The sequence below is a fragment of the Achromobacter sp. Root170 genome (assembly GCF_001428165.1).
Classification (GTDB): domain Bacteria; phylum Pseudomonadota; class Gammaproteobacteria; order Burkholderiales; family Burkholderiaceae_B; genus Achromobacter; species Achromobacter mucicolens.
Genome location: NZ_LMHN01000001.1, coordinates 100,807 through 125,384 on the forward strand (window position 1 = coordinate 100,807; position 24,578 = coordinate 125,384).

Genomic DNA, 24,578 nt, shown 5'->3' on the forward strand with positions numbered 1-24,578 from the left:
AAGTTCATGCAGCCCGCGTTTTCTTTTGTGTGTGGGTTTTTTTGCCAATCTGGCTGTGCGCCGTTTTGATGGCTTCGGTGGCCAGGTGCGCGTAGCGCTTGGCGCTGGCTGCTGACTTGTGCCCCATCACGGCGCCCACGGTGTATAGGTCGACCTTGGCGTTGATCATCTGGCTCGCTGTGCTGTGTCGCAGGTCGTGAAAGCGCAGGTGGCCCCAGTATGCTGGAGTTGTTGAGCCATGTGCCCCGCAGCCGGACGCTTGAGCCGCGCGAGCGAGACGCCACGAGAAAGGCCGCGCAGGGGGAAGTGGGGCAAATCTCCCTGGCTCTTGCGCCTTGGACAAGTAGGAGCCGAGGTGCACTGGCGTGCCGATCCTTCGGCTTTGCCTGAGCGCATCGAAGTCTCTTTTTGAAACAACTGCAAAAAAATGGTAAAAACTAAGGCTGTTATATAAGCCGCAGGAAGTTCCACACCATGAAGCAGTTGAAATTGAAGTCGGATCTCACCGTCGGAGACATCATCGGCCACGGGATTATCTGGATCCTCCTGAGTATCGTCACGTTGGGCCTAGCGCTTTTCGTGTTTCCGTATTACATGCAGCGTTTCATCATCAGCCGCACTTCGGTGCTCGATGATTCTGGACGCCGTGTTGGCCGCCTGCAATGCACCATCGATCTGGCCAGCATTATCGGAAATATCGTCATCTGGGCGATTATCTCTATCGTCACTTTCGGCATCGGGTATCTGATCTTCCTGTACAAGATCAACGCGCATTGCATGAATCACACTAAAGTGATTGACGTCACACTTTGACGCCGACGCTATGCCGCAGACGGCCGCCTCCGGGCGGTTTTTTTGTTTCCGGAGAGCAGGTGCCAGGAGAAAACTGTCCGCCGGGATGCATGGGCAGCGGCTGGCAGCGTCACGACACTCAGGTACCGCAGCCGCCGGCAATGGCGGCTGTTTTCATTTCCAGGCCACGGTTGGGCGTGAGGCTGCGCGAGCCGCGCCGCGGTGCCATTCCTGATTGGTAACCCCGCGTAACACTTGCTCATCCAAAAGGACTATTCCCCAATAATCCTCGAAACCGCTCGTGGCTGTGGGCGATGAGGGGAGGGCCCATCCCGCCCCGTCTGATGTTTGGCATGTGCTGATACCGAAGCTCGATCGGAGGAAGTTTCATGAAAAACAACGCTCTGCCGTCCGGCGTACTGTCTCGTTCGTCGCTGCTCCCCCTCCTGGCATTTCCATGGGTATCGGTCGCTCAGATCACGATCGAGAGCGGGCAGACGGTATCCGTTCCCGGAACTCAGGCTTCGCCTTGGAACACGAACGGCTCCCTCTTGGTTGGAAATAGGGGAGCCGGCACGCTGAACGTGTTGAGTGGCGGTCTGTTGAATAGCCCGGATGCTTACCTGGGAGGTGTTTTCGGTGGCGCCGGGGTGGTATCGGTGACCGGCCCAAACGCGCGATGGGAGGTGTCCGCCAACAGCCTGAGCACGCTGAATGTCGGCTGGAGCGCGGCAGGGACACTGACGGTTGCCAGCGGTGGCGTGGTCCAGAGCCAACGCGCCGTTCTCGGGGAATTCGACGACGGCGTAGGCGTTGTGAACATCACTGGCGCCGGATCGCAATGGATCAACAACCAGCTGCTCTACGTCGGGATGTCGGGCGAGGGACGTTTGAACATCTTGGACGGGGGCTACGTTTCGACAGGCTCGGGATCCATCGGCGTCGTTGGCGGCAAGGGAGACGTCACAGTCCGCGGGGCCAACTCCCGGTGGCTTTCGGGATCGCCCATTCAGATTGGCTCGTTCGGCACTGGCAGCTTGACGATCTCGGATGGCGGGCAGGTGATTGCCCCGGGCGCGGTGATGGGGACGACAGCTTCCGGGATCGGCAAACTTGTCATCGGCAGCGATGTGGGCGCTGCGCCGGTCGCGCCTGGCACGCTGGAAGCCCCGCGTGTTTCATTTGGCCCGGGCGACAGCCGGGTGGTTTTCAATCACACGTCTTCCGGATATGTGTTCGACGCGACGATCAACAACGGCGCCAACAATGCCGCGGGCTCCAATACCGGATTGGTCGGGGGCGGGCGGTTGGAGGCGATGGCGGGTCGCACCATCCTGAATGCGGACCACGGGGACTTCTCGGGCGCTGCGCAAATAGGCGGCGCGGGCATTCTGCAGGTCAATCGTGACCTGTCCGGCGCGGCGATGCAGATTCTCTCTGGCGGTACGTTGGAAGGGCGCGGACGGGTGGGCAGTGTCGTCAATGCAGGCACCGTATCGCCCGGGGCCTCGTTGGGCACGCTGACCATCAGCGGGAACTACACGGGCAGCAGCGGTTCGCTGTTGCAGCTGGAGACGGTGCTTGGCAATGACGCGTCGTCTACCGACAAACTGGTTGTGACGGGCAATGTCGTGGGCAATACCGCCGTCAAGGTCACCAATCTGAATGGCAGCGGGGCGCAGACGGTAAATGGCATTCGCGTCATTGAGGTCGGCGGCGCGTCGCCTGCGAGCGCGTTCAACCTTCGGGGCGATTATCGGGCCGAAAACGGTCAGCAAGCCGTGATTGCCGGCGCGTATGCGTACACGCTGCAACACGGCGGCAGCAATACGCCCACGGACGGTCACTGGTATCTCGTATCCGAATTCAAGGAACCGGAGACGGCTCCCGAACCGGAGCCAGGGCCGGGACCTGATCCAGAGCCCGAACCCGAACCCGGGCCGGGCGCGCCGGTGGAGGAAATTCCCGGAAGTCCCGAAGAGGGGCCACGCTATCAGCCGGGCATACCGCTTTATGAGCAGTATCCCCAGGTGCTCGCTTCCCTCAATACGTTGCCGACGTTGCAGCAACGCGTCGGAAACCGGCTCTGGCGGACTGACGGTCAGCCCGCGGCCGGGGAAAAATTCGGGGGGTGGGCCCGCATCCAAGGCGCCACCAGTTCGATGCGCCCGGCACAGTCGGCGACGAAGTCGAGCCGGGATATCGATCTGTGGAAGCTGCAAACGGGCATTGACGTCGTCGCAAACCGCCAGCCCGATGGTTCGATGCTGGTGGCTGGCGTCAATCTTTCTCATGGCAACGCGTCGGCCGACATCGCGTCTGTGTATGGCCGGGGCAAGGTCGACACGACTGGCACGGGCGTGGGCGCCAGCCTGACGTGGTACGGCGCCAGCGGGTTCTACGTGGACGGACAATTGCAGGCCATGTGGTTCGACAGCGACATCTCGTCGCGCACGATCGGGCGCGACGAGGTGAAGGGAAACAATGGAAACGGCGTCGCCATCTCGGTGGAGACAGGCTATCGCCATGACATCGGCAAGGGCTTTTCGCTGACGCCGCAGGCGCAGTTGATTCGGTCTCGCGTCGACTTCGACAGCTTTACGGACCCGTTCGGCGCCAAGGTGCGGCTTGATGATGGCGACAGTCTGATCGGACGTCTGGGCGTGTCGCTCGATTACGAACCTGAACGCTCCGTTGCGAAAGGGGCGGCCGGGCAAACGCATGTGTACGCCATTGCCAATCTGTACAACGAGTTCATGAATGGCACGAACGTCAACGTGGCGGGCGTGTCCTTTCGAAGCCGGGACGAGCGGCTGTGGGCCGCACTTGGCGTTGGCGGGACCTACCAATGGAACAAAGGGCGCTACGGCGTTTACGGAAACTTGAGCGTGGCCGGCGCAACCAACAACATGAGCGACAACCACGCCGTGGGCGGCATGATCGGCTTTCGCGTGCAGTGGTAGGGGCCAGCTTAGGTCGCAACGTCGTGTTGAAACCGTGACCGGCAGGGAAACGAGCACCCGCGGACAGGAACGCACCTACTAGGAACGCGTCTCCAAATGGAAGAGCGCCCCAGCTCAAGATGAGTCTGAGGCGCTCCTGCCCGGCTTCGCACGCGATGGGTGTCAGACAGCCCGGCAACTCCAATCTACTGCTCGGACTTCAGCCCGGCAATAGGGGAAACCCTTGCCAAAAACAGGGTGGGAACGTCATTGGCGCAGGCCTTTGAGGCATCCACATGCGTCAAGGGGGCGTGCGCGGATTTGTCCGTCTCGGCATCCACGAATTGTCCGCCCGCCGCCCGCTGGCGACACTGGCCTCCACGTTCAATGCACGGGAGAGCAGATATGTGGGGGCATCGAAAGCGCCAACTGGGTCAGGGGATGACGGAGTACATCGTTGTCGTCGCGCTGGTCGCCGTGGCGGCGATCGCCGTTTATCAGTACTTCGGACAGGTCGTGCGTTCGCAGACGGCAGCCATGGCTCGCGAGCTTGCCGGCGAAGACGGCAGCACGCAATCCAAAGCGGCGCAGCAGGCGGCCCAAAAGGCGGCGGCCCAGACCAAGGCGCGGTCGCTCAAGTCATTTACCGGCAACGCCGAGATCGCGAATTGAACGCGCCGCCATCCATGTTCGACGATCAACAACGGGGCCAGGCCCTGGTCCTGGGTTTGATGGTCGCGGCCGCCGGCGCGGCATCGCTCGTCGTCCTGTACAACGTTGGCCAGACCGTCGAGGCGCGCAGCCGCCTGACCCACGCCGCGGATGCGGCGGCCTATAGCGGTGCGCTCATGCAGGCGCGCGCGCTCAATGCCATCGCCTACGTGAATCGCAGCCAGATCGCGCATCAGGTTGCGATGGCGCATCTGGTGACGCTAGGGGCGTCGGCGCAATACCTCGATGCGTTGCAATCACAGCGTCGGCGCGGCAATCCGCCAGCCAGCCTGATCGCGATGCTTTTCGGGCCGGCTGCCGGCGCGGCCTACCAAGGGGCGCAGGCCCCTCCGGACGCCGAAAGCCGTCTGGCGCGCGCGTTCGCGCAGCATGATCGCGTCGTGCATCAGGTGCTGGAAGCCGCGGCGCGAGCGATCGCCGGCGATTTCATCATGTCTCGGGATCGTGTCATGCGCGAGGTGCTGGCTGCCAACTATCCCGAGTTTGGCAAGACTGGCCAGGACGCAGCATCCGGGGCTTCGCCGCTGGGTCTGCGTGTGTTGACGGACGGCTGGCCGGGTTTCACGGAGCGCCAAGCCGCCACACGCAAGGCCGGCCTGCGGCCGGCTATTGAAAGCGCAGCGGCTCGCTATGGTTTCCTGGACCGCCGCAACACGACGCTACGCAACCCTTGGGTGGTCAGCACCCGGTGTCCGTGGCTTCGGCACGAACTCCGGCGGCGCGGCTCGACCTGGCTTGGGCCGGATGGCCATTGGGGCGCGTTGGACACGCAGTCCTACCATGCCCTGCGCTCGAACCGCTGGATTGGCTGCTACTTCCGCGAATACGCGATGGGGTGGGGCACCGTCCAGGGCAATAAAAGCCGTGCGCCCGACGACGTGGAATTCGTCGAAGATCCGCCCGCAGACTTTTCGCAGGAAGACTTCTGGCGATGGGTGGAACACGCCACGTCCTGGAACATCTTCGACGGAGCCAACAACCCCATGGCGAACTCATACGCAATGGCTGGGGTGCGCCGGTGGCCCGGCGGCGGCTTGCCGGCCTACCGGGAAGTCGCGCCCAAGCGTCTTGCCGATCCCTTGCGTTTTGCCGTGGCGGTCGGTCTGCAATCGTCCGTCGTCCAAACGACGGACGCCAGCAGCGCTGTGTCGGCGCCGATCGGTCAGTTCCGATATGCCGCACTGGGCCGAACGGGCGCCATCACGGTCAGCACGGCTGCCGAGACCTACTTTTCCCGGCCGGAGCGGCGCGCCGACGGGCGCCTGGAGCTCGCCACGCTTTTCCGGCCCTATTGGCAGGCTCGCCTTTCCGCAGTCACGCCGCAAGAGGAAGCATTGGCCAGGAGGTTGCCGTGATGCAACGCGGATCAAACGAACAAGGACAGGCGATGGTCGAGGCGCTATTGACGTTGCCGCTCTTGACCGTGTTGCTGTGGGCGGTCTCGGATATCGGCGCGATGCAGTTTTCGGCACAGCGCACGACCCAGGTTAGTCGTCAGGCCGCCATGGCGGCGGCGTTGGGGCAGCCGGCCGCGACGCTTCGCGCGCCGGCGCGGATGGACGTGGAAGGCAGCGCGCAACGCTGGCTTGGATCTTCCGTTGCGGGGGGCAGCGCGTTGCAGGATGAATGGTTTGGCGCGGCAATGCGTCTGCTGTCCGTGCAAGTGCGTTCGCTGCCGCCTCCGGGCAATGTCATGTTTGGACTGCCGGTCTCGCGTCACCTCAGCGTGGCAGACGGCGCGGGCTATGCGCATGGCGACGCGGATGCGCAACGCCGTATTGGGGCTTCGCCAACGGGCTGGTTGCAAGCGAGCCGCACCTCGCAGGCTGAGGTGCAAAGGACGCAGCGACCCGTCAGCCAGGCAGAGGCGCCGTGGGGGCGGCCGGCGCTGTCGCGGGATTGGCTTTCCGCGTGGGGGGATGTGCTGCCTGGTGATCGGCTTGGCGGGCGTGCGGAGGGCGGAAAATGAACCTTGTCCGAAAAGTGTGCGAAGGGCAGGGCATGCGAATCCGTCCTGCCTTGCTTGCGGTCGGCATCGGGCTGTGCGGTGCGTTGATGCTGTTGCCCGAACGCGCGGGCGCATCAGGCGGCGTGTCCACCCTGGGGGGTCTGCGGCTCCCCGAAGGGGCCTTGCGAGAACGCATGGCGGATCAGTTGTGGCTGCACGGCATGCCCGCGCAAGTGTGGGTGTTCGATGCGCCCCAGAGCCCATCGGCCCTGGCCAGAACGCTGGCCGCGCAGCAACCTGCTTTGGCGGATCTGCACGTGCTGCCGGGGCAACTCATCCTGTCCGGCCGCGTCGGCGATGAGCGTTGGGTGGCCCAATTGGAAAACGCGGGCGCGGATCGCACCGTCGGCAGCCTCTCGGCGATTTCTGTGCGTGCGGCTCCCTCCGCGCATCTGCCGGGGTGGCTGCCAAAGGGCGCGCGCGTCAGGTCGGACGTTGCCGTGATGGAATCCGGCGTCAAGGTTTCCGACCGGATCTGGCAGTACGCATTGCCGCCTCAAAAGCTGGCTGAACTGCTTGATGCCGCGTTGCGGCGGACGGGATGGAGGCCGCAGGGCGACCCGGATAGTGAGGGGGCCGCGATGGCGGCGTCAGCGGCCCCCGCGGGGCGAGGCGCGCCCTCCGCAGGCGCTGGCCAATGGTGGGCGCGTGAACGGGAGCGGATGAAGCTTTGGCTGGTGCCTGTGGAGGGCGGCAGCGGGCTGCGAGCCCTTGGGTGGGCGCCATGAAGCCCTGGATCATCCGCGGCGCCGAGCGGTTGCGCCGCACCGGCGTGTATGGATTGGCGGTGCTGGCGGGCCTGGTCGCCGCATGGGCCGTGCGCGAGCACGTCCAGCAGCGCGTGCAGGCGCTGGAAGCCGAGGCGCAGACGCCGCTGGTCAGCCGTCTTGTGGCGGCCTATGACCTGCCGGCCGGCACATTGCTCGAAGAGGTGCATCTGGCCGTCCGCAAGATCCCGCAGCCCTGGGCGCCTGGCGCCAGCGTCGACCCGATGGAACTGGGCAGCGTGCTGGGCGCAACGCTACTTGCCGATCTGGCGCTTGGAGACCCCTTGCTGAGAAGCTTCATGACTTACGACCCGCCGCAGCCTTCGCTGGCCGCGCGGCTTGAAGCGGGGCAGCGCGCGTTCACGGTCAACGCGGCGGACCTTGGCGGTCTTGCAGACATGCTCAAAGGCGGCGATGCCATCGATATCTACGTGACGTTCAATCATCGCCAACGCGAACTCACCGTCCCGGTGCTGCAGAGCATGCGAGTCCTGACCGCCATGAGCGACGACGGCGCGGGCAACATCACCTTGGCCGCGACGCCTGACCAAGCCATGCGGTTCATTGCCGCGCGGCAGGCTGGGGTGCTGACCGCAATGCTGCGTCATCGCGACGACGCCGCGTCCGTAAACCCCGTTGCACAAAGCGATCTGGCTTCTCTCATGGGACTGGACGCCGAACCCAAGCCCGTGCCCGGTGTCGCCATCGTTTACGGTGATCGCCTGGATGCACAGGCAGGCTTTGACGCGGAGCGGCCATGAACCGAATTCAAAGCTTGCTCGCCATCGTGCTGTGTCTGTGCAGCCTGCCTGCATGGTCCAACACGCAGACGCTGGAACTGCAAGTCGGCGAAACGCGCGTGTTGCCGCACCCCGGCGTGCGGCGAGTCGCCATCGGCAACAGTCAGGTAGCCAGCGCCGTGGCGGCGGAAGGGCGCGAGGTCGTGGTGTTTGCGCGAGCCGAAGGCGTGTCGTCCGTGCATGTGTGGGCAGGTCGCGATCGCGTGGCAGCCTACGAATTGCGAGTGGTCCCAGCCGGCACGCCACAACTGCGCGAGGAGGTCCAGAGTCTGCTCTCCCGGATTCCGGGGGCGCGCAGCTCGAACGTGGGCGGCCGCATCGTCATCGAAGGCGATGACCTGTCCGACGATGATCGCGCGCGTATTGCGGCGCTGGTTGACCGGTATCCGGACGTCGTGGATTTCACGGGTCAGGTCGGATGGGACCGCATGGTGCTGCTGGACGTGCAGGTGGTCGAGATTCCCACATCGCGGCTGCAGGAGTTCGGCGTGCGCTGGGATGGCATGACGCAGGGTGGCCTCAATGCGGGCCTCGCTTGGGATGGGGGATCGCGCAGCCGCATGACACGTCCTGGCGAGCAGATCATCGAGACGGCCGCGCCGGTCGCGTCGGCCGCGGGCTACTTCGGCGTCAATGCGCTGCTTTCGGCGCGCATTGCCGCGCTGGCGCAAACGGGTGAAGCCGTAATGCTTGCGCAACCGCAGTTGCTGGCGCGCAGCGGCGCCAGTGCGACGTTTCTCGCCGGCGGGGAAGTGCCCTATGCCTCCACGGATGCACGGGGCAATCCCACCACGCTGTTCAAGCCCTACGGCGTGTCGCTGAACATCACGCCGCGGATCGATCGCAACGGGGTCATCCGGTCCTTGATCGAGGTGGAGGCCAGTTCGGTCGACACGTCGCTAAGCCTTCCCGGCGGCCCGGCGCTGCGCACGCGCCGCGCGTCCACCGAGTTCAACGTGCGTTCGGGCAACACGCTCGTCATCGGCGGGTTTCTATCGCGTGAGCAGGGCACCGACGTCAGCGGTCTGCCGGGGCTGCGCAACATTCCGATCCTGGGCGCGTTGTTTTCCTCGACCCGCTATCAACGCCGCGAGACCGAACTGGCGATCTTCGTGACGCCCAAGATCGTGTCGCAAGCAGAGCCCGCCATGGCCGATCGCATACGCCGCGGGCGAGAGACGCTGCAGGCGGCGTTTCCCAATCCTCCCCGCCTCGGGACGGCGGTTCCTTCGGACGCGATCGGTTGGGATCCCTACTCGGGCGCGGGGTCCCAGTGGGGACAGACGTCTGCCGAGGCCGATTCAACTTTTCCGGAGGGGCGCGATGCTCAACATTGAACTGACCATTGAACTGACCTTCGAGGACGCCGCGCAGCAGCAGCTCACGCTGCCCGCGCCCGTGCTGATCGGAAGGGGCGTTCAGTGCCGATTGCGGATTCCCACCTGGAGAGTCGGGCGTCAGCACGCCCGGCTTCTGTGCGAAGCGGATCAAATCGTCCTGGAAGACCTGGGCACGCTGGCAGGCACGATGGTGAATGGGGTGCGGATCGTGCGGCATGCGCCGGTACAGCCTCAAGACGAGATCCTGATCGGGCCTTGCAGGCTGCGCGTGTCGATGCGGAAAGCCGAGGCCGCCTCGCCTCTTGACGGTGCAGATGCGATGTCATCAGACCCGGTTCAACCGGAAATCCGGTCGATGGGCGATGACCGGGGCATTGCGCCGAAAGTTGTTCCGCCCTGCACCCCGCATCGGCTGCACGACCGTCGACGTCTTCACGCGGCCCTGCTGAGCGCACTGGACCTGAGACGGCGCGACGTGGCGGGGATGAGCGACGGGATGCTTCGTGCCGAAGCCGAGCGCCTTCTGGTCCAGATCGTTGCCACGGACGCCGAACTTCCGCCCCATGCGGACAAGGCGGCGCTGTGCCGCGAGGTGCTCGATGAGGCGGTTGGGCTCGGGCCGTTGGAACCCTTGCTTGCGGCCCCCGACATCACGGAAATCATGGTCAATCGCTACGACGAAATCTATGTCGAGCGTGCGGGGCGCCTGTGGCGGGAGCAGGCCGCATTCACCAGCGAACAGTCGGTGCGCTGGGTAATCGAACGCATCGTCACGCCCTTGGGGCGCCGCATCGACGAAAGCTCGCCGATGGTGGATGCGCGGCTGCCCGATGGCTCGCGGGTCCACGCCATCATTCCGCCGGTGGCGATGAAGGGCGCCAGCCTGACCATACGCAAGTTTCCGCAGCGTCGGCCGCAGATGCCCGATCTGATTGCGCTGGGCGCGCTGAGCGACGCGATGTCGCAGTTTCTGGCCCTGTGCGTACGGATGCGCAAGAATCTGGTCGTTTCCGGGGGGACGGGGGCGGGCAAGACCACGCTGCTGAACATCCTGTCGAACGAGATTCCGGACGGCGAGCGCGTGGTCACGATCGAAGACGCTGCGGAATTGCGGCTCAACCATGCGCATCTCGTTGCGCTGGAGGCCCGGCCGGCCAACCAGGAAGGCAGAGGCCGAATCGACATCCGCGAACTGGTGCGCAACGCGCTGCGCATGCGGCCTGACCGTATCGTCGTGGGCGAATGCCGCGGCGCCGAGGCGTTCGACATGCTGACGGCCATGAACACGGGCCACGAAGGTTCCCTGACGACGCTGCATGCCAACTCTCCGCGCGATGCGTTGGCCCGGCTGGAGTCCATGATTCTCATGGCAGGGCTTGACCTGCCGCTGTCCGCGGTCCGCGAGCACATTGCCGCCAGCGTGGACGTGGTCGTGCAGCAGGCACGACTGGCGGACGGCCGCCGCGTGGTCACGTCGATCGTCGAAGTGGCGGGCATGGAAAGCGGCCGCATCCAATTGCAGGACTTGTTCGGGTTTGACCGCAGCCACGGATTTCGGGGATGCGGGGCGCTGCCCGGCTTTGCGCGCGATTGGGCCGATAAGGGCGTGAGCCTGGACGCCACCTGGTTTTCGGACTTGGCGGGCCAGGGGCCGGGCGTTGCGTCCTTTGCGCAGGGCTTGCCATGATCTGGCTTGCGGCGGCGGCCGCGATGCTGTGCGCGGGGTTGCTTGCGTGGCGCGCTCAGAATTGGTTTGCGCCGGCGCTACGGCGATACCGCGAGGTCTACACGCAGGATGCGGGCGTGCGGTTGAGCGAGGTGTTCCTCTTCATCGACCCGCGCCAACTGTGGGCGGGCGCCATCATCTGCGGGGTTGCCGCCGCGGCGGCCGCGTTCTCGGCCACCGGAAGCGCGTTGCTGGCGGCCTTGTTCGCGCTGGCGGCTTCGCGCCTGCCAAGGTCGGTCGTTGACGGACTGCGGCGTCGGCGTGCGCGGCGCTTTGAAACGCAATTACCGATGGCGCTGTTGATGCTGGCGTCCGCGCTGCGGGCTGGCGTGGCCATGACGACTGGCCTGCGCCACGTGGTGGAACAGAGCAGCGCGCCGCTGGCGCAGGAGTTTGGCCTGATGCTGCGCGAACAGCGTCTTGGCGTGCCATGGGAGGTTGCGCTTGGCAACCTGCAGGCCAGGATGCCGGCCGACTCGACCGCGCTGGTGGTGGCTGCCATGCGCATCGCGGCAACAACCGGCGGCAATCTGGCCGAGGCCCTTGAGAGCATCGCGCAGACACTGCGGGCTCGCCTGCAGTTGCAAGCGAAGCTGCTGGCGCTGACCTCGCAGGGGCGGCTGCAAGCCTGGATCGTGGGCGCGCTGCCCTTGCTGCTGCTGGCGGTGCTGGACCGGCTGGAGCCCGACATCATGAGTCTGTTGTGGCATACGCCGATGGGATGGGGTGTCCTGGCCATCGTGGCGGTGCTGGAGACGGCGGGCGTGCTGCTGATCCGGCGGATCATGCGGATCGATATCTGAAAGGGGGCGGGATGTGGCTTTATGTGGGCATGGTGGCGACGGCGGCAGGAACGGCCTGGCTTGCGTGGGTGCTGTTGTGTCCGTTGCTGCGGCAGGAACAGAACGCAGAGCGTGCGATGCCGTGGTGGTGGCGCGCCGCATGGCCGTGGATCGTGGCGGTGGCCCCGTTGGCGGGTCCCCTTTGCGCCTGGCGCTGGCGGCTGCGGCTGAACCGGGCGATAGCGCGGGCGGCCTTGCCGCCAGGAGTCGGGTATGCGCACATCGCGGCGTTGTGCTGTAGCGCGGCTGCCGCTGCCGGTGGCGTGGCCGGCGCCTTGGCGGTGGCGCTTGCTGCACCCGGCTCCGTGTCGTGGGTGCTCTGGACGGCTGCGGCGGCGCTGGCCGCCGGGGTGGCGCCGGCGGCGTGGTTGAAAGGCCTGGGCACGCAGCGGCGCCGCGCCATCGAACGCGACTTGCCCTTCGTGTTCGACATGATGACGTTGTGCGTCGAGGCCGGACTGAGCGTTCAGGGCGCGCTGCATTTGGCGGCGCAGAGCGGGCCGCCTGGCGTGCTGCGCGACGCACTGGCGGATGCGCTGGCCGAGATGCGCGCCGGCGTTTCCCGAACCGCGGCGATCAAGACCTTGGCCGAGCGCAGCAACAGCCCATTGGCGCGCAATTGGGCGGCGGCCCTGGCGCAGGCCGAGGCACTGGGAGCGAGCCTGGGGCCGGTCTTGCGCGCGCAGGCGGCGCAGTGCCGCAGCGACCGCCATACGCGGGCCGAGCAACTGGCGATGCAGGCGCCGGTGAAGATGCTGCTGCCGTTGATCGGCTGCATCTTCCCTTGCACGTTCATCGTGCTGGCGTTTCCCATCGCGATGCAGTTGCTGCAGAGCGTGCAATGAGCCGCCCCGCGCGATTGCGCCAGGGGCGCCTGCGGCTGTTGACGGTAAAGCGGTGGTGGGGGCGGATGCGCGGGTTGCTGGGGCGGGCGCCGCCCGGGCCGCGCACAGGGGTGATGCTGATTCCCTGTGCCGCGGTGCATACCTTCGGCATGCGTTATGCCATCGACGTGGCGTTCATCGGCCGGGACGGCCGGGTTGTGCGATTGCGCCGGGCGCTTGCGCCGTGGCGGGTGGCGTTATGCCTGCGCGCCGTTGCCGTTGTCGAGATGCGTGCTGGAACTATTGATGCCGAACACGGAGGTGTAGGCCGGATAGAAGCTGCAGTAAAGCACGCCACCGGCGGCAATGTTGAACGGAATCTGCAGCGTGCCGGCCATCTGCGGCGACAAGCCGACGGCGACCAGCAGCCCGGCGCACAGGTCGATGAACAGAAAGACCATGATCCAGCAGACCCCGTAGACCAGGAACGGCAGCTTGTTGCGCCAGCACGCAATGCCGGAGAAGAACAGGGCCTGGGTCAGGCGCAGGCCGTGCCAGGCGACCAGCACGGGTGCATGCCAGAACAGCGCCGCGATCACCACGTAGCAGATCGCAAACAGCATCAGCGGCACGGCCATGGCTGACAGGATCGGTTCCATGCTTTTTTCGACCGAGGCGATGCGCATGCCTTCCATCATGGCATCGGAGAAGGGCAGGAAGATGACCAGGCCCATCACCAGGCAAAGGCCGGCATACAGCACGCCCATCAGGAAGAGCTTGCGGAATACGCCCGGCTGCTTCAGCGGCTTGCCCCACATGGAGGGCAGCATGATGCGATCGGCCTCGACATGTTTGCACGCGGACAATGTCATCAGCGTGATGATGGGCATCAGGGCCACGACGAGCATCGGGCCGACTGGCGGCGTGGCCGACGCAAAGACGACGAGCAGGCTGATGGCCATGGCCCAGGTGAACATGGCCAGGGGCTGCTTGCGGAACAGGCGGAATCCGTCGCGGACCCAAAGCCAGCCGGACGTCGCGGGTAGAAATGCTGCTTGCATGGCTCTCTGAAGGGGGAGATCTTTCAAAAAGGGGGCGCTATTCCCATTATGGGGGGCGTAGCGATTACGGCAAGACGGGCAGTTCCGAGCGGTGGCGCGCTTGCAACACTCTTTCGAAGTGGCGCGGGTCGTGCGGCTTGAGCGTCTGCGCGGGGCGGGGCAGGAAGAAGTCATACAGCCGGGACAGCCAGAAGCGCAAGGCTGCCGCCCTGAGCATCTGGGGCCAGACTTCGCGCTCGGCGTCGGTGAAGGGGCGAACCGAAGCGTAGGCGGCCAGCCAGGCCTGCACCAGCTCCGGGATGAATTCGCCGGTGTCGCGCTCGATGCACCAGTCGTTGACGCTGACTGCCACGTCGAACAGCCAGGTGTCGCAGCCCGCGAAGTAGAAGTCGATGATGCCGCCCATGAGCGGATTCTCGAACGTGCCTGCAAACAGGACGTTGTCGCGGAACAGGTCGCAGTGGGCCGGTCCGATTTGCAGGGCCTGCCAGGCGGGCGTCTTGACGGCGGCCTGCTGCGCGGCCAGTTCCGAGGTCAGCAGCTCGGCCTGGGCCGGGCTGAGAAAGGGCATGACCTTCGGCGCCGTTTCCAGCCACCAGGAAAGCCCGCGCAGGTTGGGCTGGTGGATCGGGAAGTCCTGCGCCGCGACGTGGGCGCGGGCCAGCGTGGCGCCGGCGAGCGCGCAGTGGGCGGGCCCCGGGGCGGGCTCGTAGCCGCCCGGCAGGCGCGACACGATGGCGCAAGGCTTGCCGTGCAGGGTGGTCAGGCGGGTGCCGTCGCGCAGGGTCTGCGGCTGCGGCACCGGGATGCCGCGTTCCGCCAGGTGATACATCAGTTCGATGTAGAAGGGCAGTTGGGCGTGCGTCAGCACCTCGAACAGCGTCAGGACATATTCGCCACGCGTCGTGTGCAGGAAATAATTGGTGTTCTCGATACCCGCCGTAATGCCTCGAAGCGAGACAAACTCGCCCAGATCGAAATGCGCCAGCAGGGCGCGCGCGTCGTCATCGGATACGGGGGTGAATACGGCCATGGATCTTCGGTATGAGGGTTGAACGGACGCGCGCACAGGCGTGCAGGGTTGCGGCGCCGCAATTTTAGACCACATGGCGGGCGGCCTTCGGCAGCGATTCGGCCACGGGTGCCCGGGCCCGGCGGGCACAATGTCGCCAAGCACCGTAAAATACCGCATCCCCTTGTTTTGTAGAGTGATTCTTGGACTCCCCCGACTGGCGGCTCTGCGTCGCCCCGATGATCGACGTCACCGACCGCCATTGCCGGTACTTTCACCGGCTGCTGGCGCCCCGTGCCCGCCTGTACACCGAAATGATCACGACCGGTGCGCTGCTGCATGGCAATGTGGCCCGCCACCTGGACTTTGACGAAGCCGAGCATCCGGTCGCCTTGCAGCTTGGCGGCAGCGAGCCCGATGCGTTGGCGCATGCGGCCAAGCTTGGCAAGCAGTGGGGCTATGACGAAATCAACCTGAATTGCGGCTGCCCGTCCGAGCGCGTGCAGAAGGGCGCGTTTGGCGCCTGCCTGATGGCCGAGCCGGCGCTGGTGGCCGACTGCATGAAGGCCATGCAGGACGCCGTGGATATTCCAGTCACGGTCAAGCACCGCCTCGGGCTGGACTACGACGAATCCTACGAGTTCGTGCGCGACTTTGTCGGCAAGGTCTACGACACGGGTTGCCGCGTGTTCATTGCGCATGCGCGCAACGCGGTGCTCAAGGGCTTGTCGCCCAAGGACAATCGCGAGATTCCGCCGCTGCGCTACGACGTGGTCGCGCAATTGAAGCGTGATTTTCCGGATTGCACGTTCGTGCTCAATGGCGGACTGGCCGATGCCGGGCAGTCGGTACAGGCGGCCGAAACCTTTGACGGCGTGATGCTGGGCCGCGCCGCCTGGCATACGCCGCGCGTGTTGTCCGAGGTTTCCATGCAGCTGTGGCCGTCGGTGCGGCTGCCCAGCGATGCGCAGGTGGTGGATGCCATGACGGAATACGCCGCGCGGCAGGTGGCCAAGGGCGTGCCGCTGCGGGTGATGACGCGTCCGATGCTGGGGCTGGTGAATGGGCAGTCGGGCGCAAGGCGCTGGCGGCGGATGCTGTCGGATCCGGCCCTTCTGGCCGCGAATAATCCGGAACTGATTTATGACGCGTGGCGCAGCCAGCGTCATGCGCCGGGCGCGCGTGATGCCACGCGCGAGGCCGCGCCCGCCGGGATGTAGATCCGCAGCCGGCGCCGCAAGGGCGCCGGCAGGTTCAGGACTGGGCCGGTTCCGCGCTTTCGGCGGGCCAATCGCGGATGTAGGCCTTCAGCATGTTGTTTTCGAATTGCTGGGCCGCCACGATGGCCTGCGCCATGTCGTAGAACGAAATGACGCCCATCAGGGTGGGACCGTCCATGACGGGGATATAGCGGGCGTGTTTTTCCAGCATCAGGCGCTGGACTTCGTCGGCGCTGGTGTTGGGCGAAACGCTGACCGGCGCGTCGTCCATGATGGATCTGATGGTGGTATCGCCGGCGCCGCCATGCGCGTGCATGTGGCGAATGATTTCGCGGAACGTGAGCATGCCGGTCAACGTGCCGAATTCCATGATGACCAGGGAGCCGATATCCTGCTCGCTCATGGTTTGCACGGCCTGGGCCACGGGCATGTCCGGCGACGCCGTGTAGAGCGTATCGCCCTTGACGCGCAAAATCTCACTGACCTTCAACATCGGTATCTCCTGGGGGCGGACTGCGCCCTATGCTTTGCTATTTCTTGTTCGCTTCCAGTTGCAGCACTGGTGCGACGCCATTTCCGGTATTTTGCGCTTCTCCGCAGAGTTCTTCCAGCGTTGGCGTGGTTTGCGGCGAATTTACGGACGATGCGATGCGCAGAATGTCGGGGTCGTTTCGCACGCGCGGCTGGCTGCGGTCCAGCAGGAAGCGATCCACGACCGGCGCCAGCGAGGTCTCGCGCGCATCGCACGTCAGCATCCAGTTGTCTTCCGGGCTGCGGGTGGCCAGCCCCATCGCGCTCAGCGTTTCCAGGACTTCGTTGAGCTCGTCCTGGTGCAGCCGCAACTCCGAGGCCAGCAAGCTGGCGGACACCCCGCCTGGCGTGGAAAGCTGCGCTCGGCGCAGCGCGCGCAGGGCGTCCAGCGCATCGACGAACGAAGCGCCGGGGTAGCGATTGATGTGCCAGCGGCCCAGCCGGATGAGCGGCGCGCTGGAGGCAAGCGTTGCGCCCAGCAAGACGGCCAGCCAGGACAGGTAAATCCACAGCAGGAAGATCGGGAGGGTGGCGAAGGCGCCGTAGATGACCGTGTAGGTGGGAAACCGAGTCAGGTAGAAGGCGAACGCGGACTTCATGATTTCCAGCACGATGGCCGTGACGCAGCCTCCGATCAGCGCATCGCGCCACAGCACCTCGCGGTTGGGCACGACGACGAAGAGCGCCGCAAAGCCCAGGCCGGTGAGCACCAGGGGGATGAACGAGACGGCCACGCTGATGACTTCGGGCACGTCATTGATCAGCCCCAGCGATTCGCGCGCGACGAACGAGGTGGCCCACAGGCTGGCGCCGGCCAGCACGGGGCCCAGCGTGATGATCGCCCAGTACACCAGCGCCCGTTGCGGCAGGGGGCGCTGGCGCGAGACGCGCCAGATGTCATTGAACGCCTGGTCGATCGTCATGATGAGCAGCAGGGACGTGACCAGCAGGAATGCCCCGCCAATGGCGGTCAGGCGTGAGGCCTGGTGCGCGAACTGGTTCAGGTAGTCCATGATGTTGTCCGAGACGGACGGCGGCATCAGGCTGGTGGTGAGGAAGTCCTCGAGGGCGACCCTGAACTCCTGGAACACGGGAAAAGCCGTGAATAGCGACAGCACCACCGCAAGCATGGGAACGATGGCGAGGACGGTGGTGAAGGTCAGGCTGGAGGCGACCTGCAGCAGCTTTTCTTCGTTGGCGCGCTGGACGACGAAACGAAATACGCGTCCGGTCCTCGCGACCCGGGAAATGCGCGAGGTTGGTCGTTCTTTGACCGCCGGCGTAGCGGCGGCGGGCTCGGCGGGGCGATTCATCAGGCGATAATAGCAGCATGAATCCCGAACTCAACCCCCGCCTGCGCCTCGTGGCCTCGGTTTCATTGTTTGCCCTGATCGTGCTGTGCGTCGCCTGGGAAACCGTGGTGGCGCCTGTGCGGCCGGGCGGTTCCTGGATGCTGCTCAAAGCCTTGCCGCTGGCGTTTCCGCTGCGCGGCATCGTGCGCGGCAATCTCTACACCTACCAATGGGCGGCCATGCTGTCGCTGCTGTATCTGATGGAAGGCGTGGTGCGCGCCATGTCGGATCCGGCGCCGCTGTCCGTCCTGATGGCGTGGGGCGAAATCATCCTGTCCACCACGTTTTTCCTCAGCGCCATTTTCTATGTGCGGCCCGCCAAGCGCGCCGCCCGGAGGCAACGCGCATGACCGCCCTGTCCCTGTCCGAACTGCAAGCCGTCAACTCGTTTGCGGCCCTGCCCGAGACCTTCTACACCCGGCTGGCGCCGCGGGGGCTGAACAATCCCCGCCTGCTGCACGCCAATTCGCAAGCCGCCGCCCTGATCGGCCTGGATCCGTCGGTGCTGACCACCCCCGAATTCCTGCAGGTTTTTTCCGGCGCCCAGCCGTTACCGGGCGGCGACACGCTGGCTGCCGTCTATAGCGGCCACCAGTTCGGCGTGTGGGCGGGGCAATTGGGCGACGGACGGGCTCATCTGCTGGGCGAAATCCAGGGACCTGCGGGCGCCTGGGAACTGCAGCTCAAGGGCTCCGGCATGACGCCGTATTCCCGGATGGGCGACGGCCGTGCGGTGTTGCGATCGTCGGTGCGCGAGTACCTGGCCAGCGAGGCCATGTTCGGGCTGGGCGTGCCGACCACGCGCGCCCTGGCATTGGTCGTGTCCGATGATCCGGTCATGCGCGAGACCGTCGAGACGGCAGCCATCGTGACCCGGATGTCGCCAAGTTTCGTCCGGTTCGGGTCGTTCGAGCACTGGTCGTCGCGGCGTCAGCCCGACCTGCTCAAGACGCTGGCCGATTATGTGATTGACCGTTACTACCCCGAGTGCCGCGACGTGCAGGCGGGCGAGCCCGCATCCGAGACGGCGCCATATGTGAATCTGCTGCGGGAAGTCACCCGGCGCACGGCGTTGCTGATGGCGGATTGGCAGGCCGTCGGGTTTTGCCACGGCGTCATGAATACCGACAATATGTCCATCCTGGGACTTACGCTGGATTACGGCCCGTTTGGTTTCATGGACGGTTTCCGGCTGGGGCATATCTGCAACCACTCGGATGCCGAAGGACGTTATTCCTGGAACCGGCAACCTTCCGTGGCGCTTTGGAATCTGTATCGGCTGGGCGGCAGCCTGCATATGCTGGTGCAGGACGCCGATTCCTTGCGTGCCGTGCTGGATGAATACGAAGCCATTTTCACGCGCGCCTTCCACGACAAAATGGGCGCCAAGATGGGATTGGCGGCTTGGCAGCCCGACGACGAGGCGCTGTTGGATGATCTGCTCAAACTGATGGACGCGAATCAGGCGGATTTCACGCTGACGTGGCGGCGCCTGGCCGATGCGATACAAGGCCAGCGCAGCGGATTTGAGGATTTATTTATTGATCGGCCCGCTGCCGGCGCCTGGCTTGACCGGCTGATTTCCCGTCATGGCCGGCAGGATAGGTCGGCCGCGGACACGGCGGCCGCCATGAATGGCGTCAATCCGCTGTATGTACTGCGCAATCATTTGGCCGAACAAGCGATTCGCGCGGCCAAGGCCGGCGATGCCAGCGAAATCGATACCCTCATCAAACTGCTGCGCAATCCCTATGTGGCGCAGGATGGCTATGAACGCTACGCCGGTTTGCCGCCGGATTGGGCTGGCGGAATCGAAGTGAGCTGTTCGTCCTGAGGGCGATTTTGCGATATTGTCGGTGGCATTAATCTGGCTGGAAGCTCGGCATTAAGAAAAAGCCTGGGTAAAAAGGTGAAATATCGCCGTTTTTTTCACTGCAATCATTCGTTTCTATTGTAAAAGTCGTAAGATTGCCGGCTCGGGGGCATTTTTTCTTGCGTGGGCGCTCCAGGGTTTTCGTCGACAATTTCAAGGTAAAGCTCTCTGAATATGCCTGGTGCAGATGGTTTGCTATGTATTGGTCTGCTTGAGGACGACGCCGATTTCCGCGAGGAACTGGCGTTGGGCCTGGGCGGCTATGGCTTTCGCGTGGCGTTTGCTTGCGACAATGCGGTCGCGTTCTACCGCCGGCTGCAAGAGCAGCCCTGCGACATCGTCATCCTGGACGCCCATCTTCCCGGCGAAGACGGTTTTTCCGTCGCGACCCGCCTGCGCGCCCTGAGCCCCGTGGGCATCGTGATGCTGACGGGCCGCAGCGCCCTTGAGGACCGCGTCCGCGGCCTGGAAGGCGGCGCCGACGTCTACATGACCAAGCCGGTGGACCTCCTGGAGCTAAGCTCCGTCATTCGCAGCCTGGCGCGCCGCATGCGTCTGGCCAAGGCGCCGCGGCCGGCCGATGCCGAAACGCGCGCGTCGGCGGACACGAACTGGTCGTTGCAGGACGGCGGATGGATTCTGGTGGCGCCGGACGGCGCCTCGCTGCACCTGAGCGCGCAGGAACGGACGTTCCTGGTGGCGTTGATGGACGCCGCAGGCAGCGCCGTCAGCCGCCAGGCGCTGGCCGAACTCTTCCTGCCGGACAGCCCGGGCGGGTTTGAGTTGCGGCGTATCGACGTGCTGGTGAGCCGTCTGCGCGCCAAGGCGCAAAGCGCGGGCTTGAAGCTGCCGGTGTTGTCGGTGCGCGGCCAGGGCTACGTGTTCGCGGCCTGATCCAGGCCGCCGCCCGGGCGGCGTCTAGGCCGTCGGGCCGTTTGAGGGCAGGGTGATGACAAAGCGCGTGCCCACGCCCACCTTGCTCTGCATCGTCAGTGATCCGCCCTGGCTTTGACAGATGCGCCGGGCCAGATACAGCCCGATCCCCATGCCTTGGGTTTCGCGATGCGCGGACCGCCGAAAGCGCGGCTCGAAGATTCGGGCCTGTTCTTCTTCTCCGATGCCGGGCCCACGGTCCACGACGGCCGCCCAGGTCATGGGTGTTTCGCCGATGCGCGTGTGCCCCGTTTCGATCCGCACGGGCTCGTTGGCCGGCGAATACTTGATGGCGTTGTGGATCAGGTTGCGTACGACCACGCTGGTGAGCGGCCGATCGCAAAAGACCGGTTGCGGCGCTTGCGCTTCAAGCACTAGCGCGTGCGCGGTATCCGGCCGCATGGCGTTCACCACGTCGCGCACCAGATCGGCCATGTCGGTCTGTTCGCCGCGGTGGCTCCAGGCGTGTTCCTCGAGGCGGTCCTGGTTCAACAACTGGTCCATCAGTTCGGTCATCCTTCCGACCGAGCGGTGAATGCGCGCCAGCCGCGTGTCCACGGTTTCGCCGCTGTCCGACAGAATCATGTCCAGGGATTGCGCGGCGGCGCTGATGGTGGCGAGCGGCGCGCGCAGCTCGTGCGAGATCAGTGCGTTCATTTGCCGCTGCGCGTCCAGCGCGCCGGCCAGTTCCGCCAGCCGCAGTTCGCCTTGCGCCAGATGTTCGGCGTCCGAGCCGGCGCCTGTCTTGCGGGCGGACGCGGCGGTATTGGAGGCGTCCAGGGCAACCCAGAGCAGCGCGCCCGACACCAGCATCAGCCTCAGCACTTCCATGCCGGCGTCCGCGGCGTCCGCGCCGCCGGCGTGCCAGGCGTCGTGTCCCAGAACCCAGGCCGATACGGCATAGGCAAGCGCCAGCGTCAGGCTGGCCGGGCGGCCGGCGCGCTGCCGGATCGCGCTGGCCAGAAACCAAATCGCCAGCGGCACGCTGAGCGCGGCGCACACGCCGGCGATGGAGGCGGGTAGCACGCCGGATTCGGTTTCGTACACAAAGATCAGCGCCAGGGCGGCCACCCCGGACAACAAGATGCTGATCCACCGGCATGCGGCGCCCAGACCGGCCGCAAGGCGTGATCCCTGCAACAGCGGCGCGGTCAGGGCAAGCAAGGCGGCGTAGGACGCGGCCTGCAGCGCGCCGGGCGGCATCAGCTCGGGCAGGGAGCGGAACAGTCCTTCGAGCAGCGCGAAGATCATGCCCGCCGCGAACAATGCGTTGCGGGTGTGCGCCCAGGCCACGCCGCACGTCACCGCGCAGGCGATCGCGACGCCCGCAGTCAGGCCGGCGTGCAGACCGTCGTAGCCGGCATTCAGTCCGTAGGCAAGCGCATGGGCAGGCCAGAAAAGGGCGCATAGCAGCAGGCCGAATCCCGGCCAGACGGATGTCCGGAACACGCCGGGACGGCTGGGGCGCAGGTGGCGACAATGCCAGCGGGTGCGAAGAAACAGTCCTTCCGTCAACTAGGAACCCATTGATGATCGTGCGCGAGGTCTTGCGCGTGGGCGGAGTTTACGACAGCGCCGCTTATCGCGCGGACGCCGATTCCCTCCAAGATGAGCTGCGTGGCGGCGTCCGGCACGTCGGCGGCATGGACCGACATGCCGAGCGTCATCGCGGTGGCGACGACGGTGGCGGCCAGATGCTGGCTGCCGGGACTATGGAGCAGGCCGCTGATGAAGCTGCCGCTCAGCGTCACGTACGAAACCGGGAATTCGTGCAGGTGCTCCATGGCGCCAAACTGCTGCGACAGCCGCGATACGCCGACCCGCCCGCCGGCGCCGGTGACGATATCGCAGAGCTGGCGCACGTCGGCGCCTTGTTCGACGAGGCCCGCGGCTTCGACTTCCAGGATCAGCCGGCTCGACAGCGTGGACCGGTCTGCCAGCATGCGTTCCAGGCGTCCGAAAAACGATCCTTGAGCAAGCGTGGCAAGCGACACCGGCACGGTCAGCGCGCCTTCATGCGTGAACAGCCAGTCCAGGCCCAGGCGAATCGCCTGGATATCGCATTCGGCGGACAGCCCCAGGCGCACGGCGGGCGGCATGAAGATCGAGGCAGGCACGGGATCGGTGCCGGACAGGTCATGCAGCGTCAGGCTGGCCTCGTGCTGGAGCAGCGCGCCGGACAGGTCGTGCAAGGGTTGGGCCGACAGCGAGAACCGGTGCTGCTCCAGCGCCGTGATCAACGCGTCGTGCCAGCTGTATTCGCCGATGCGGGTGCTGTCGGCGGCCTGGCTCGCCGGGGTGATCTGGTCGTCATCGGCGCTTTCGGCGCACATGAGCGCGTGGTCCAGGCGGGCCAGGATGTCGCTCATGTTGTCGCCCGGCGCGAATGCGGCCATGGCCAACGCCCAGCGGCACCAGCCGAACTTGTCCATGGGCACGCGCAGCGACCTCAGTTCGCGGCGCACGCGCTCGGCCAGCACGCTGGCTTGCGGCGCCGAGGTGCGCGGCAGCAGCAAGGCGAAATCCGATCCGCTGATGCGCGCAATCAGCGTCCCGGGGCCGCCGAATTCCTGCACCAGCTTGCGCAGGCGATCCGACGAGGAGCGCAGCCACTGGTCGGTGAAGGCGCGCGACAGGTGGCGGTTGATCTGCGCCAGGTCGCGTTGGCGGAACATGAGCAGATGGCCGCCGGCCTCATCGGATTTGTCGGCCAGCGCCAGCCGGAACTGGTCGACGAAATGCTTGCGGTTGGACAGGCGGGAGATGGGATCCCGGTAGATCTCGCTTTGCAGCGATTCGATGCGGGCATTCTGTTCCTCGACCGTGGCGGCGACGCGGCGTTGCGCATCGACAAGCGCCTGGTCCACGCCCGGCACTTCGCATGAACCGGTCAACTGCGCGTCCGCGCCCGGCGCCAGGGCGCGCACGCGCTCGCAGATGTCGCGGGAGGTGCGGGCTTCGATCCAGCGGACAAGGTTCGTCGCGAAGAGCGCCCAGAATGCGGCGGCCGCCAGCACCAGGCCCAGCACCCGCACGCCACCTTGCCACAGGGTGTCGCGCGCCATCCGCGCATCGGCCTGCACCGTCAGGACGCCCTTGGCCTGGCCGCCCGGAATGACGAAGGGCCGCGAAACGGCGGGCGCCTCCATGTTCAGCCACGCGGCGCGCCAGTCGGACTCTTGGCCGGTGCCGGCTGCGGGTCCAGTGCGGCGCTCCACGCGGATCGCGTTTCCTTCGTTCGTGATATTGACCAGCGAATACAGGCCTTGTCCAAACAGCTGATCGGCAAGTTCGATCTGCTCTCGATGGCTGCCCGTGCTGTGCGACAGCGCCCAGGCGAGCGCGTTGGCGCCCGATTCGCTTTGCTGGGCAAGCTGGGTATTCAGATAGCGATGCGCCGCCAGCATCCCCAGGGCTTGCGCGCCGAGCAGGATGAAGCCGATCAGAAGGGCAGAGCAGAAAAGCAGCCGGCGTAATGTGGACATGTACTTGCGAGTCCCTGTCTGGGTATACGCGGCAGCGGACGCGGGCAGGTGTCCACTGCGGCTTCAACGGGCATCAGGCGGCAAGGGCGCCTGCGCGGGATAAAAAAACCTGGATATCAAACGTGACACACGTTACGAAACGACCGTCAAGGATGCGGATGCGGGAAACAGAGGTTGTCACAGAACGCACAGAATATTACGAAATCCTCGGTCATATCAGACAAGGTGTGTAATTATTTCGCTCGTGAGAATGGTCCGGTTGAGAACTATTGAGACACTGCGTATTAATTTTTCGGGTTGCGGTGTCGTAGATGGACCGAGGCATGGCGAAAGGACCG

22 protein-coding genes and 1 pseudogene are annotated in these 24,578 nt (G+C 65.4%); 16 read left to right on the forward strand and 7 right to left on the reverse strand.

The features are described from left to right. Positions 1-4: 4 nt before the first annotated feature. The gene (locus ASD87_RS27575) at positions 5-361 is read right to left on the reverse strand and encodes a tyrosine-type recombinase/integrase (protein ID WP_369818489.1); all 357 of its coding nucleotides are present in this window, start codon (positions 359-361) and stop codon (positions 5-7) included. Positions 362-474: 113 nt separating this feature from the next. Here ASD87_RS27575 and ASD87_RS00440 point away from each other — a divergent pair, with 113 nt between their 5' ends. The 12 genes and pseudogenes from ASD87_RS00440 to ASD87_RS27580 form a co-directional block, all read left to right on the forward strand. Next, complete coding sequence (locus ASD87_RS00440; RefSeq protein WP_056315730.1) at positions 475-813, forward strand: DUF6693 family protein; 339 nt, start codon at positions 475-477, stop codon at positions 811-813. Between the two features lie 368 nt (positions 814-1,181). Continuing rightward, entirely contained in the window at positions 1,182-3,755 is a 2,574-nt protein-coding gene (locus ASD87_RS00445; RefSeq protein ID WP_082586161.1) for an autotransporter outer membrane beta-barrel domain-containing protein, read from the forward strand. Positions 3,756-4,139: 384 nt separating this feature from the next. Next, positions 4,140-4,406 (forward strand): hypothetical protein, encoded by a 267-nt coding sequence (locus ASD87_RS00450; protein WP_056315734.1) that lies wholly within the window; start codon positions 4,140-4,142, stop codon positions 4,404-4,406. A gap of 14 nt (positions 4,407-4,420) precedes the next feature. Further along, on the forward strand, positions 4,421-5,821 hold the full coding sequence (locus ASD87_RS00455; protein WP_056315737.1) for a hypothetical protein: 1,401 nt from the start codon (positions 4,421-4,423) through the stop codon (positions 5,819-5,821). A gap of 32 nt (positions 5,822-5,853) precedes the next feature. Further along, the gene (locus ASD87_RS00460) at positions 5,854-6,435 is read left to right on the forward strand and encodes a pilus assembly protein (RefSeq protein ID WP_235512583.1); all 582 of its coding nucleotides are present in this window, start codon (positions 5,854-5,856) and stop codon (positions 6,433-6,435) included. Next, positions 6,432-7,202, forward strand: a complete 771-nt coding sequence (locus ASD87_RS00465) for a hypothetical protein (protein WP_056315741.1) — start codon at positions 6,432-6,434, stop codon at positions 7,200-7,202. The genes ASD87_RS00460 and ASD87_RS00465 overlap by 4 nt, the downstream gene beginning before the upstream one ends. Further along, positions 7,199-8,002 (forward strand): Flp pilus assembly protein CpaB, encoded by an 804-nt coding sequence (gene cpaB, locus ASD87_RS00470; RefSeq protein WP_056318585.1) that lies wholly within the window; start codon positions 7,199-7,201, stop codon positions 8,000-8,002. The genes ASD87_RS00465 and cpaB overlap by 4 nt, the downstream gene beginning before the upstream one ends. Next, a complete protein-coding gene (locus tag ASD87_RS00475) occupies positions 7,999-9,378 on the forward strand; it encodes a type II and III secretion system protein family protein (RefSeq protein WP_056315744.1) in 1,380 nt (459 codons plus the stop codon). The genes cpaB and ASD87_RS00475 overlap by 4 nt, the downstream gene beginning before the upstream one ends. Then, positions 9,365-11,068, forward strand: a complete 1,704-nt coding sequence (locus ASD87_RS00480) for an ATPase, T2SS/T4P/T4SS family (protein ID WP_056315747.1) — start codon at positions 9,365-9,367, stop codon at positions 11,066-11,068. The genes ASD87_RS00475 and ASD87_RS00480 overlap by 14 nt, the downstream gene beginning before the upstream one ends. Next, positions 11,065-11,910: a type II secretion system F family protein gene (locus ASD87_RS00485; RefSeq protein ID WP_056315750.1), complete on the forward strand. Its 846-nt coding sequence runs from the start codon at positions 11,065-11,067 to the stop codon at positions 11,908-11,910. Before ASD87_RS00480 ends, ASD87_RS00485 begins: the two co-directional genes overlap by 4 nt. 11 nt (positions 11,911-11,921) lie before the next feature. After that, a complete protein-coding gene (locus ASD87_RS00490) occupies positions 11,922-12,794 on the forward strand; it encodes a type II secretion system F family protein (RefSeq protein WP_056315753.1) in 873 nt (290 codons plus the stop codon). Between the two features lie 113 nt (positions 12,795-12,907). Continuing rightward, a pseudogene (locus ASD87_RS27580) lies at positions 12,908-13,024 on the forward strand (DUF192 domain-containing protein); the annotation flags it as partial. A 6-nt stretch (positions 13,025-13,030) separates the two neighbouring features. On the opposite strand, the gene ASD87_RS27260 reads toward ASD87_RS27580, so the two are convergent. Beyond that, positions 13,031-13,834, reverse strand: a complete 804-nt coding sequence (locus ASD87_RS27260) for a BPSS1780 family membrane protein (protein ID WP_056315756.1) — start codon at positions 13,832-13,834, stop codon at positions 13,031-13,033. Positions 13,835-13,898: 64 nt separating this feature from the next. After that, positions 13,899-14,867: a homoserine kinase gene (locus tag ASD87_RS00500; protein WP_056315757.1), complete on the reverse strand. Its 969-nt coding sequence runs from the start codon at positions 14,865-14,867 to the stop codon at positions 13,899-13,901. A 218-nt stretch (positions 14,868-15,085) separates the two neighbouring features. On the opposite strand from ASD87_RS00500, the gene dusA reads away from it, so the two are divergent. Next, positions 15,086-16,066 (forward strand): tRNA dihydrouridine(20/20a) synthase DusA, encoded by a 981-nt coding sequence (gene dusA / locus ASD87_RS00505; protein WP_056315760.1) that lies wholly within the window; start codon positions 15,086-15,088, stop codon positions 16,064-16,066. A gap of 34 nt (positions 16,067-16,100) precedes the next feature. Here the strand turns inward: dusA and ASD87_RS00510 are convergent, their stop codons facing one another. Both ASD87_RS00510 and ASD87_RS00515 read right to left on the reverse strand, forming a co-directional pair. Then, positions 16,101-16,559, reverse strand: coding sequence for a CBS domain-containing protein (locus ASD87_RS00510; RefSeq protein WP_056315762.1), 459 nt, complete (start codon positions 16,557-16,559; stop codon positions 16,101-16,103). 37 nt (positions 16,560-16,596) lie between these two features. Continuing rightward, positions 16,597-17,910 (reverse strand): YihY family inner membrane protein, encoded by a 1,314-nt coding sequence (locus tag ASD87_RS00515; protein WP_056315765.1) that lies wholly within the window; start codon positions 17,908-17,910, stop codon positions 16,597-16,599. A 17-nt stretch (positions 17,911-17,927) separates the two neighbouring features. Between ASD87_RS00515 and ASD87_RS00520 the strand changes: the two genes are divergently transcribed. The 3 genes from ASD87_RS00520 to ASD87_RS00530 all read left to right on the forward strand — a co-directional run bounded on the left by ASD87_RS00520 (position 17,928) and on the right by ASD87_RS00530 (position 20,716). Further along, positions 17,928-18,299, forward strand: coding sequence for a DUF2069 domain-containing protein (locus ASD87_RS00520; RefSeq protein WP_056315766.1), 372 nt, complete (start codon positions 17,928-17,930; stop codon positions 18,297-18,299). Continuing rightward, positions 18,296-19,783: a YdiU family protein gene (locus ASD87_RS00525; protein ID WP_056315769.1), complete on the forward strand. Its 1,488-nt coding sequence runs from the start codon at positions 18,296-18,298 to the stop codon at positions 19,781-19,783. The genes ASD87_RS00520 and ASD87_RS00525 overlap by 4 nt, the downstream gene beginning before the upstream one ends. Before the next feature lie 213 nt (positions 19,784-19,996). Further along, a complete protein-coding gene (locus ASD87_RS00530; protein WP_043518814.1) occupies positions 19,997-20,716 on the forward strand; it encodes a response regulator transcription factor in 720 nt (239 codons plus the stop codon). Between the two features lie 24 nt (positions 20,717-20,740). Here ASD87_RS00530 and ASD87_RS00535 read toward each other — a convergent pair whose 3' ends face one another. Then, on the reverse strand, positions 20,741-22,204 hold the full coding sequence (locus ASD87_RS00535) for a sensor histidine kinase KdpD (RefSeq protein ID WP_235512584.1): 1,464 nt from the start codon (positions 22,202-22,204) through the stop codon (positions 20,741-20,743). 62 nt (positions 22,205-22,266) lie between these two features. Beyond that, positions 22,267-24,240 carry an EAL domain-containing protein gene (locus ASD87_RS00540; protein WP_082586162.1) on the reverse strand — a complete coding sequence of 658 codons (1,974 nt, stop codon included), beginning with the start codon at positions 24,238-24,240 and terminating at the stop codon, positions 22,267-22,269. Between the last annotated feature and the right edge of the window lie 338 nt (positions 24,241-24,578).

What these genes read in the sequence shown, in the direction of transcription:
- ASD87_RS00490 (WP_056315753.1), top strand. Translation starts at nt 11,922, where the DNA reads ATGTGGCTTTATGTGGGCATGGTGGCGACGGCGGCAGGAACGGCCTGG.
- ASD87_RS00460 (WP_235512583.1), top strand. Translation starts at nt 5,854, where the DNA reads ATGGTCGAGGCGCTATTGACGTTGCCGCTCTTGACCGTGTTGCTGTGG.
- ASD87_RS00515 (WP_056315765.1), bottom strand. Translation starts at nt 17,910, where the DNA reads ATGAATCGCCCCGCCGAGCCCGCCGCCGCTACGCCGGCGGTCAAAGAA.
- ASD87_RS00465 (WP_056315741.1), top strand. Translation starts at nt 6,432, where the DNA reads ATGAACCTTGTCCGAAAAGTGTGCGAAGGGCAGGGCATGCGAATCCGT.
- ASD87_RS27260 (WP_056315756.1), bottom strand. Translation starts at nt 13,834, where the DNA reads ATGCAAGCAGCATTTCTACCCGCGACGTCCGGCTGGCTTTGGGTCCGC.
- dusA (WP_056315760.1), top strand. Translation starts at nt 15,086, where the DNA reads ATGATCGACGTCACCGACCGCCATTGCCGGTACTTTCACCGGCTGCTG.
- ASD87_RS00455 (WP_056315737.1), top strand. Translation starts at nt 4,421, where the DNA reads ATGTTCGACGATCAACAACGGGGCCAGGCCCTGGTCCTGGGTTTGATG.
- ASD87_RS00500 (WP_056315757.1), bottom strand. Translation starts at nt 14,867, where the DNA reads ATGGCCGTATTCACCCCCGTATCCGATGACGACGCGCGCGCCCTGCTG.
- ASD87_RS00540 (WP_082586162.1), bottom strand. Translation starts at nt 24,240, where the DNA reads ATGTCCACATTACGCCGGCTGCTTTTCTGCTCTGCCCTTCTGATCGGC.
- ASD87_RS00450 (WP_056315734.1), top strand. Translation starts at nt 4,140, where the DNA reads ATGTGGGGGCATCGAAAGCGCCAACTGGGTCAGGGGATGACGGAGTAC.
- ASD87_RS00475 (WP_056315744.1), top strand. Translation starts at nt 7,999, where the DNA reads ATGAACCGAATTCAAAGCTTGCTCGCCATCGTGCTGTGTCTGTGCAGC.
- ASD87_RS00525 (WP_056315769.1), top strand. Translation starts at nt 18,296, where the DNA reads ATGACCGCCCTGTCCCTGTCCGAACTGCAAGCCGTCAACTCGTTTGCG.
- ASD87_RS00530 (WP_043518814.1), top strand. Translation starts at nt 19,997, where the DNA reads ATGCCTGGTGCAGATGGTTTGCTATGTATTGGTCTGCTTGAGGACGAC.
- ASD87_RS00480 (WP_056315747.1), top strand. Translation starts at nt 9,365, where the DNA reads ATGCTCAACATTGAACTGACCATTGAACTGACCTTCGAGGACGCCGCG.
- cpaB (WP_056318585.1), top strand. Translation starts at nt 7,199, where the DNA reads ATGAAGCCCTGGATCATCCGCGGCGCCGAGCGGTTGCGCCGCACCGGC.
- ASD87_RS00440 (WP_056315730.1), top strand. Translation starts at nt 475, where the DNA reads ATGAAGCAGTTGAAATTGAAGTCGGATCTCACCGTCGGAGACATCATC.
- ASD87_RS00510 (WP_056315762.1), bottom strand. Translation starts at nt 16,559, where the DNA reads ATGTTGAAGGTCAGTGAGATTTTGCGCGTCAAGGGCGATACGCTCTAC.
- ASD87_RS00445 (WP_082586161.1), top strand. Translation starts at nt 1,182, where the DNA reads ATGAAAAACAACGCTCTGCCGTCCGGCGTACTGTCTCGTTCGTCGCTG.
- ASD87_RS00485 (WP_056315750.1), top strand. Translation starts at nt 11,065, where the DNA reads ATGATCTGGCTTGCGGCGGCGGCCGCGATGCTGTGCGCGGGGTTGCTT.
- ASD87_RS00520 (WP_056315766.1), top strand. Translation starts at nt 17,928, where the DNA reads ATGAATCCCGAACTCAACCCCCGCCTGCGCCTCGTGGCCTCGGTTTCA.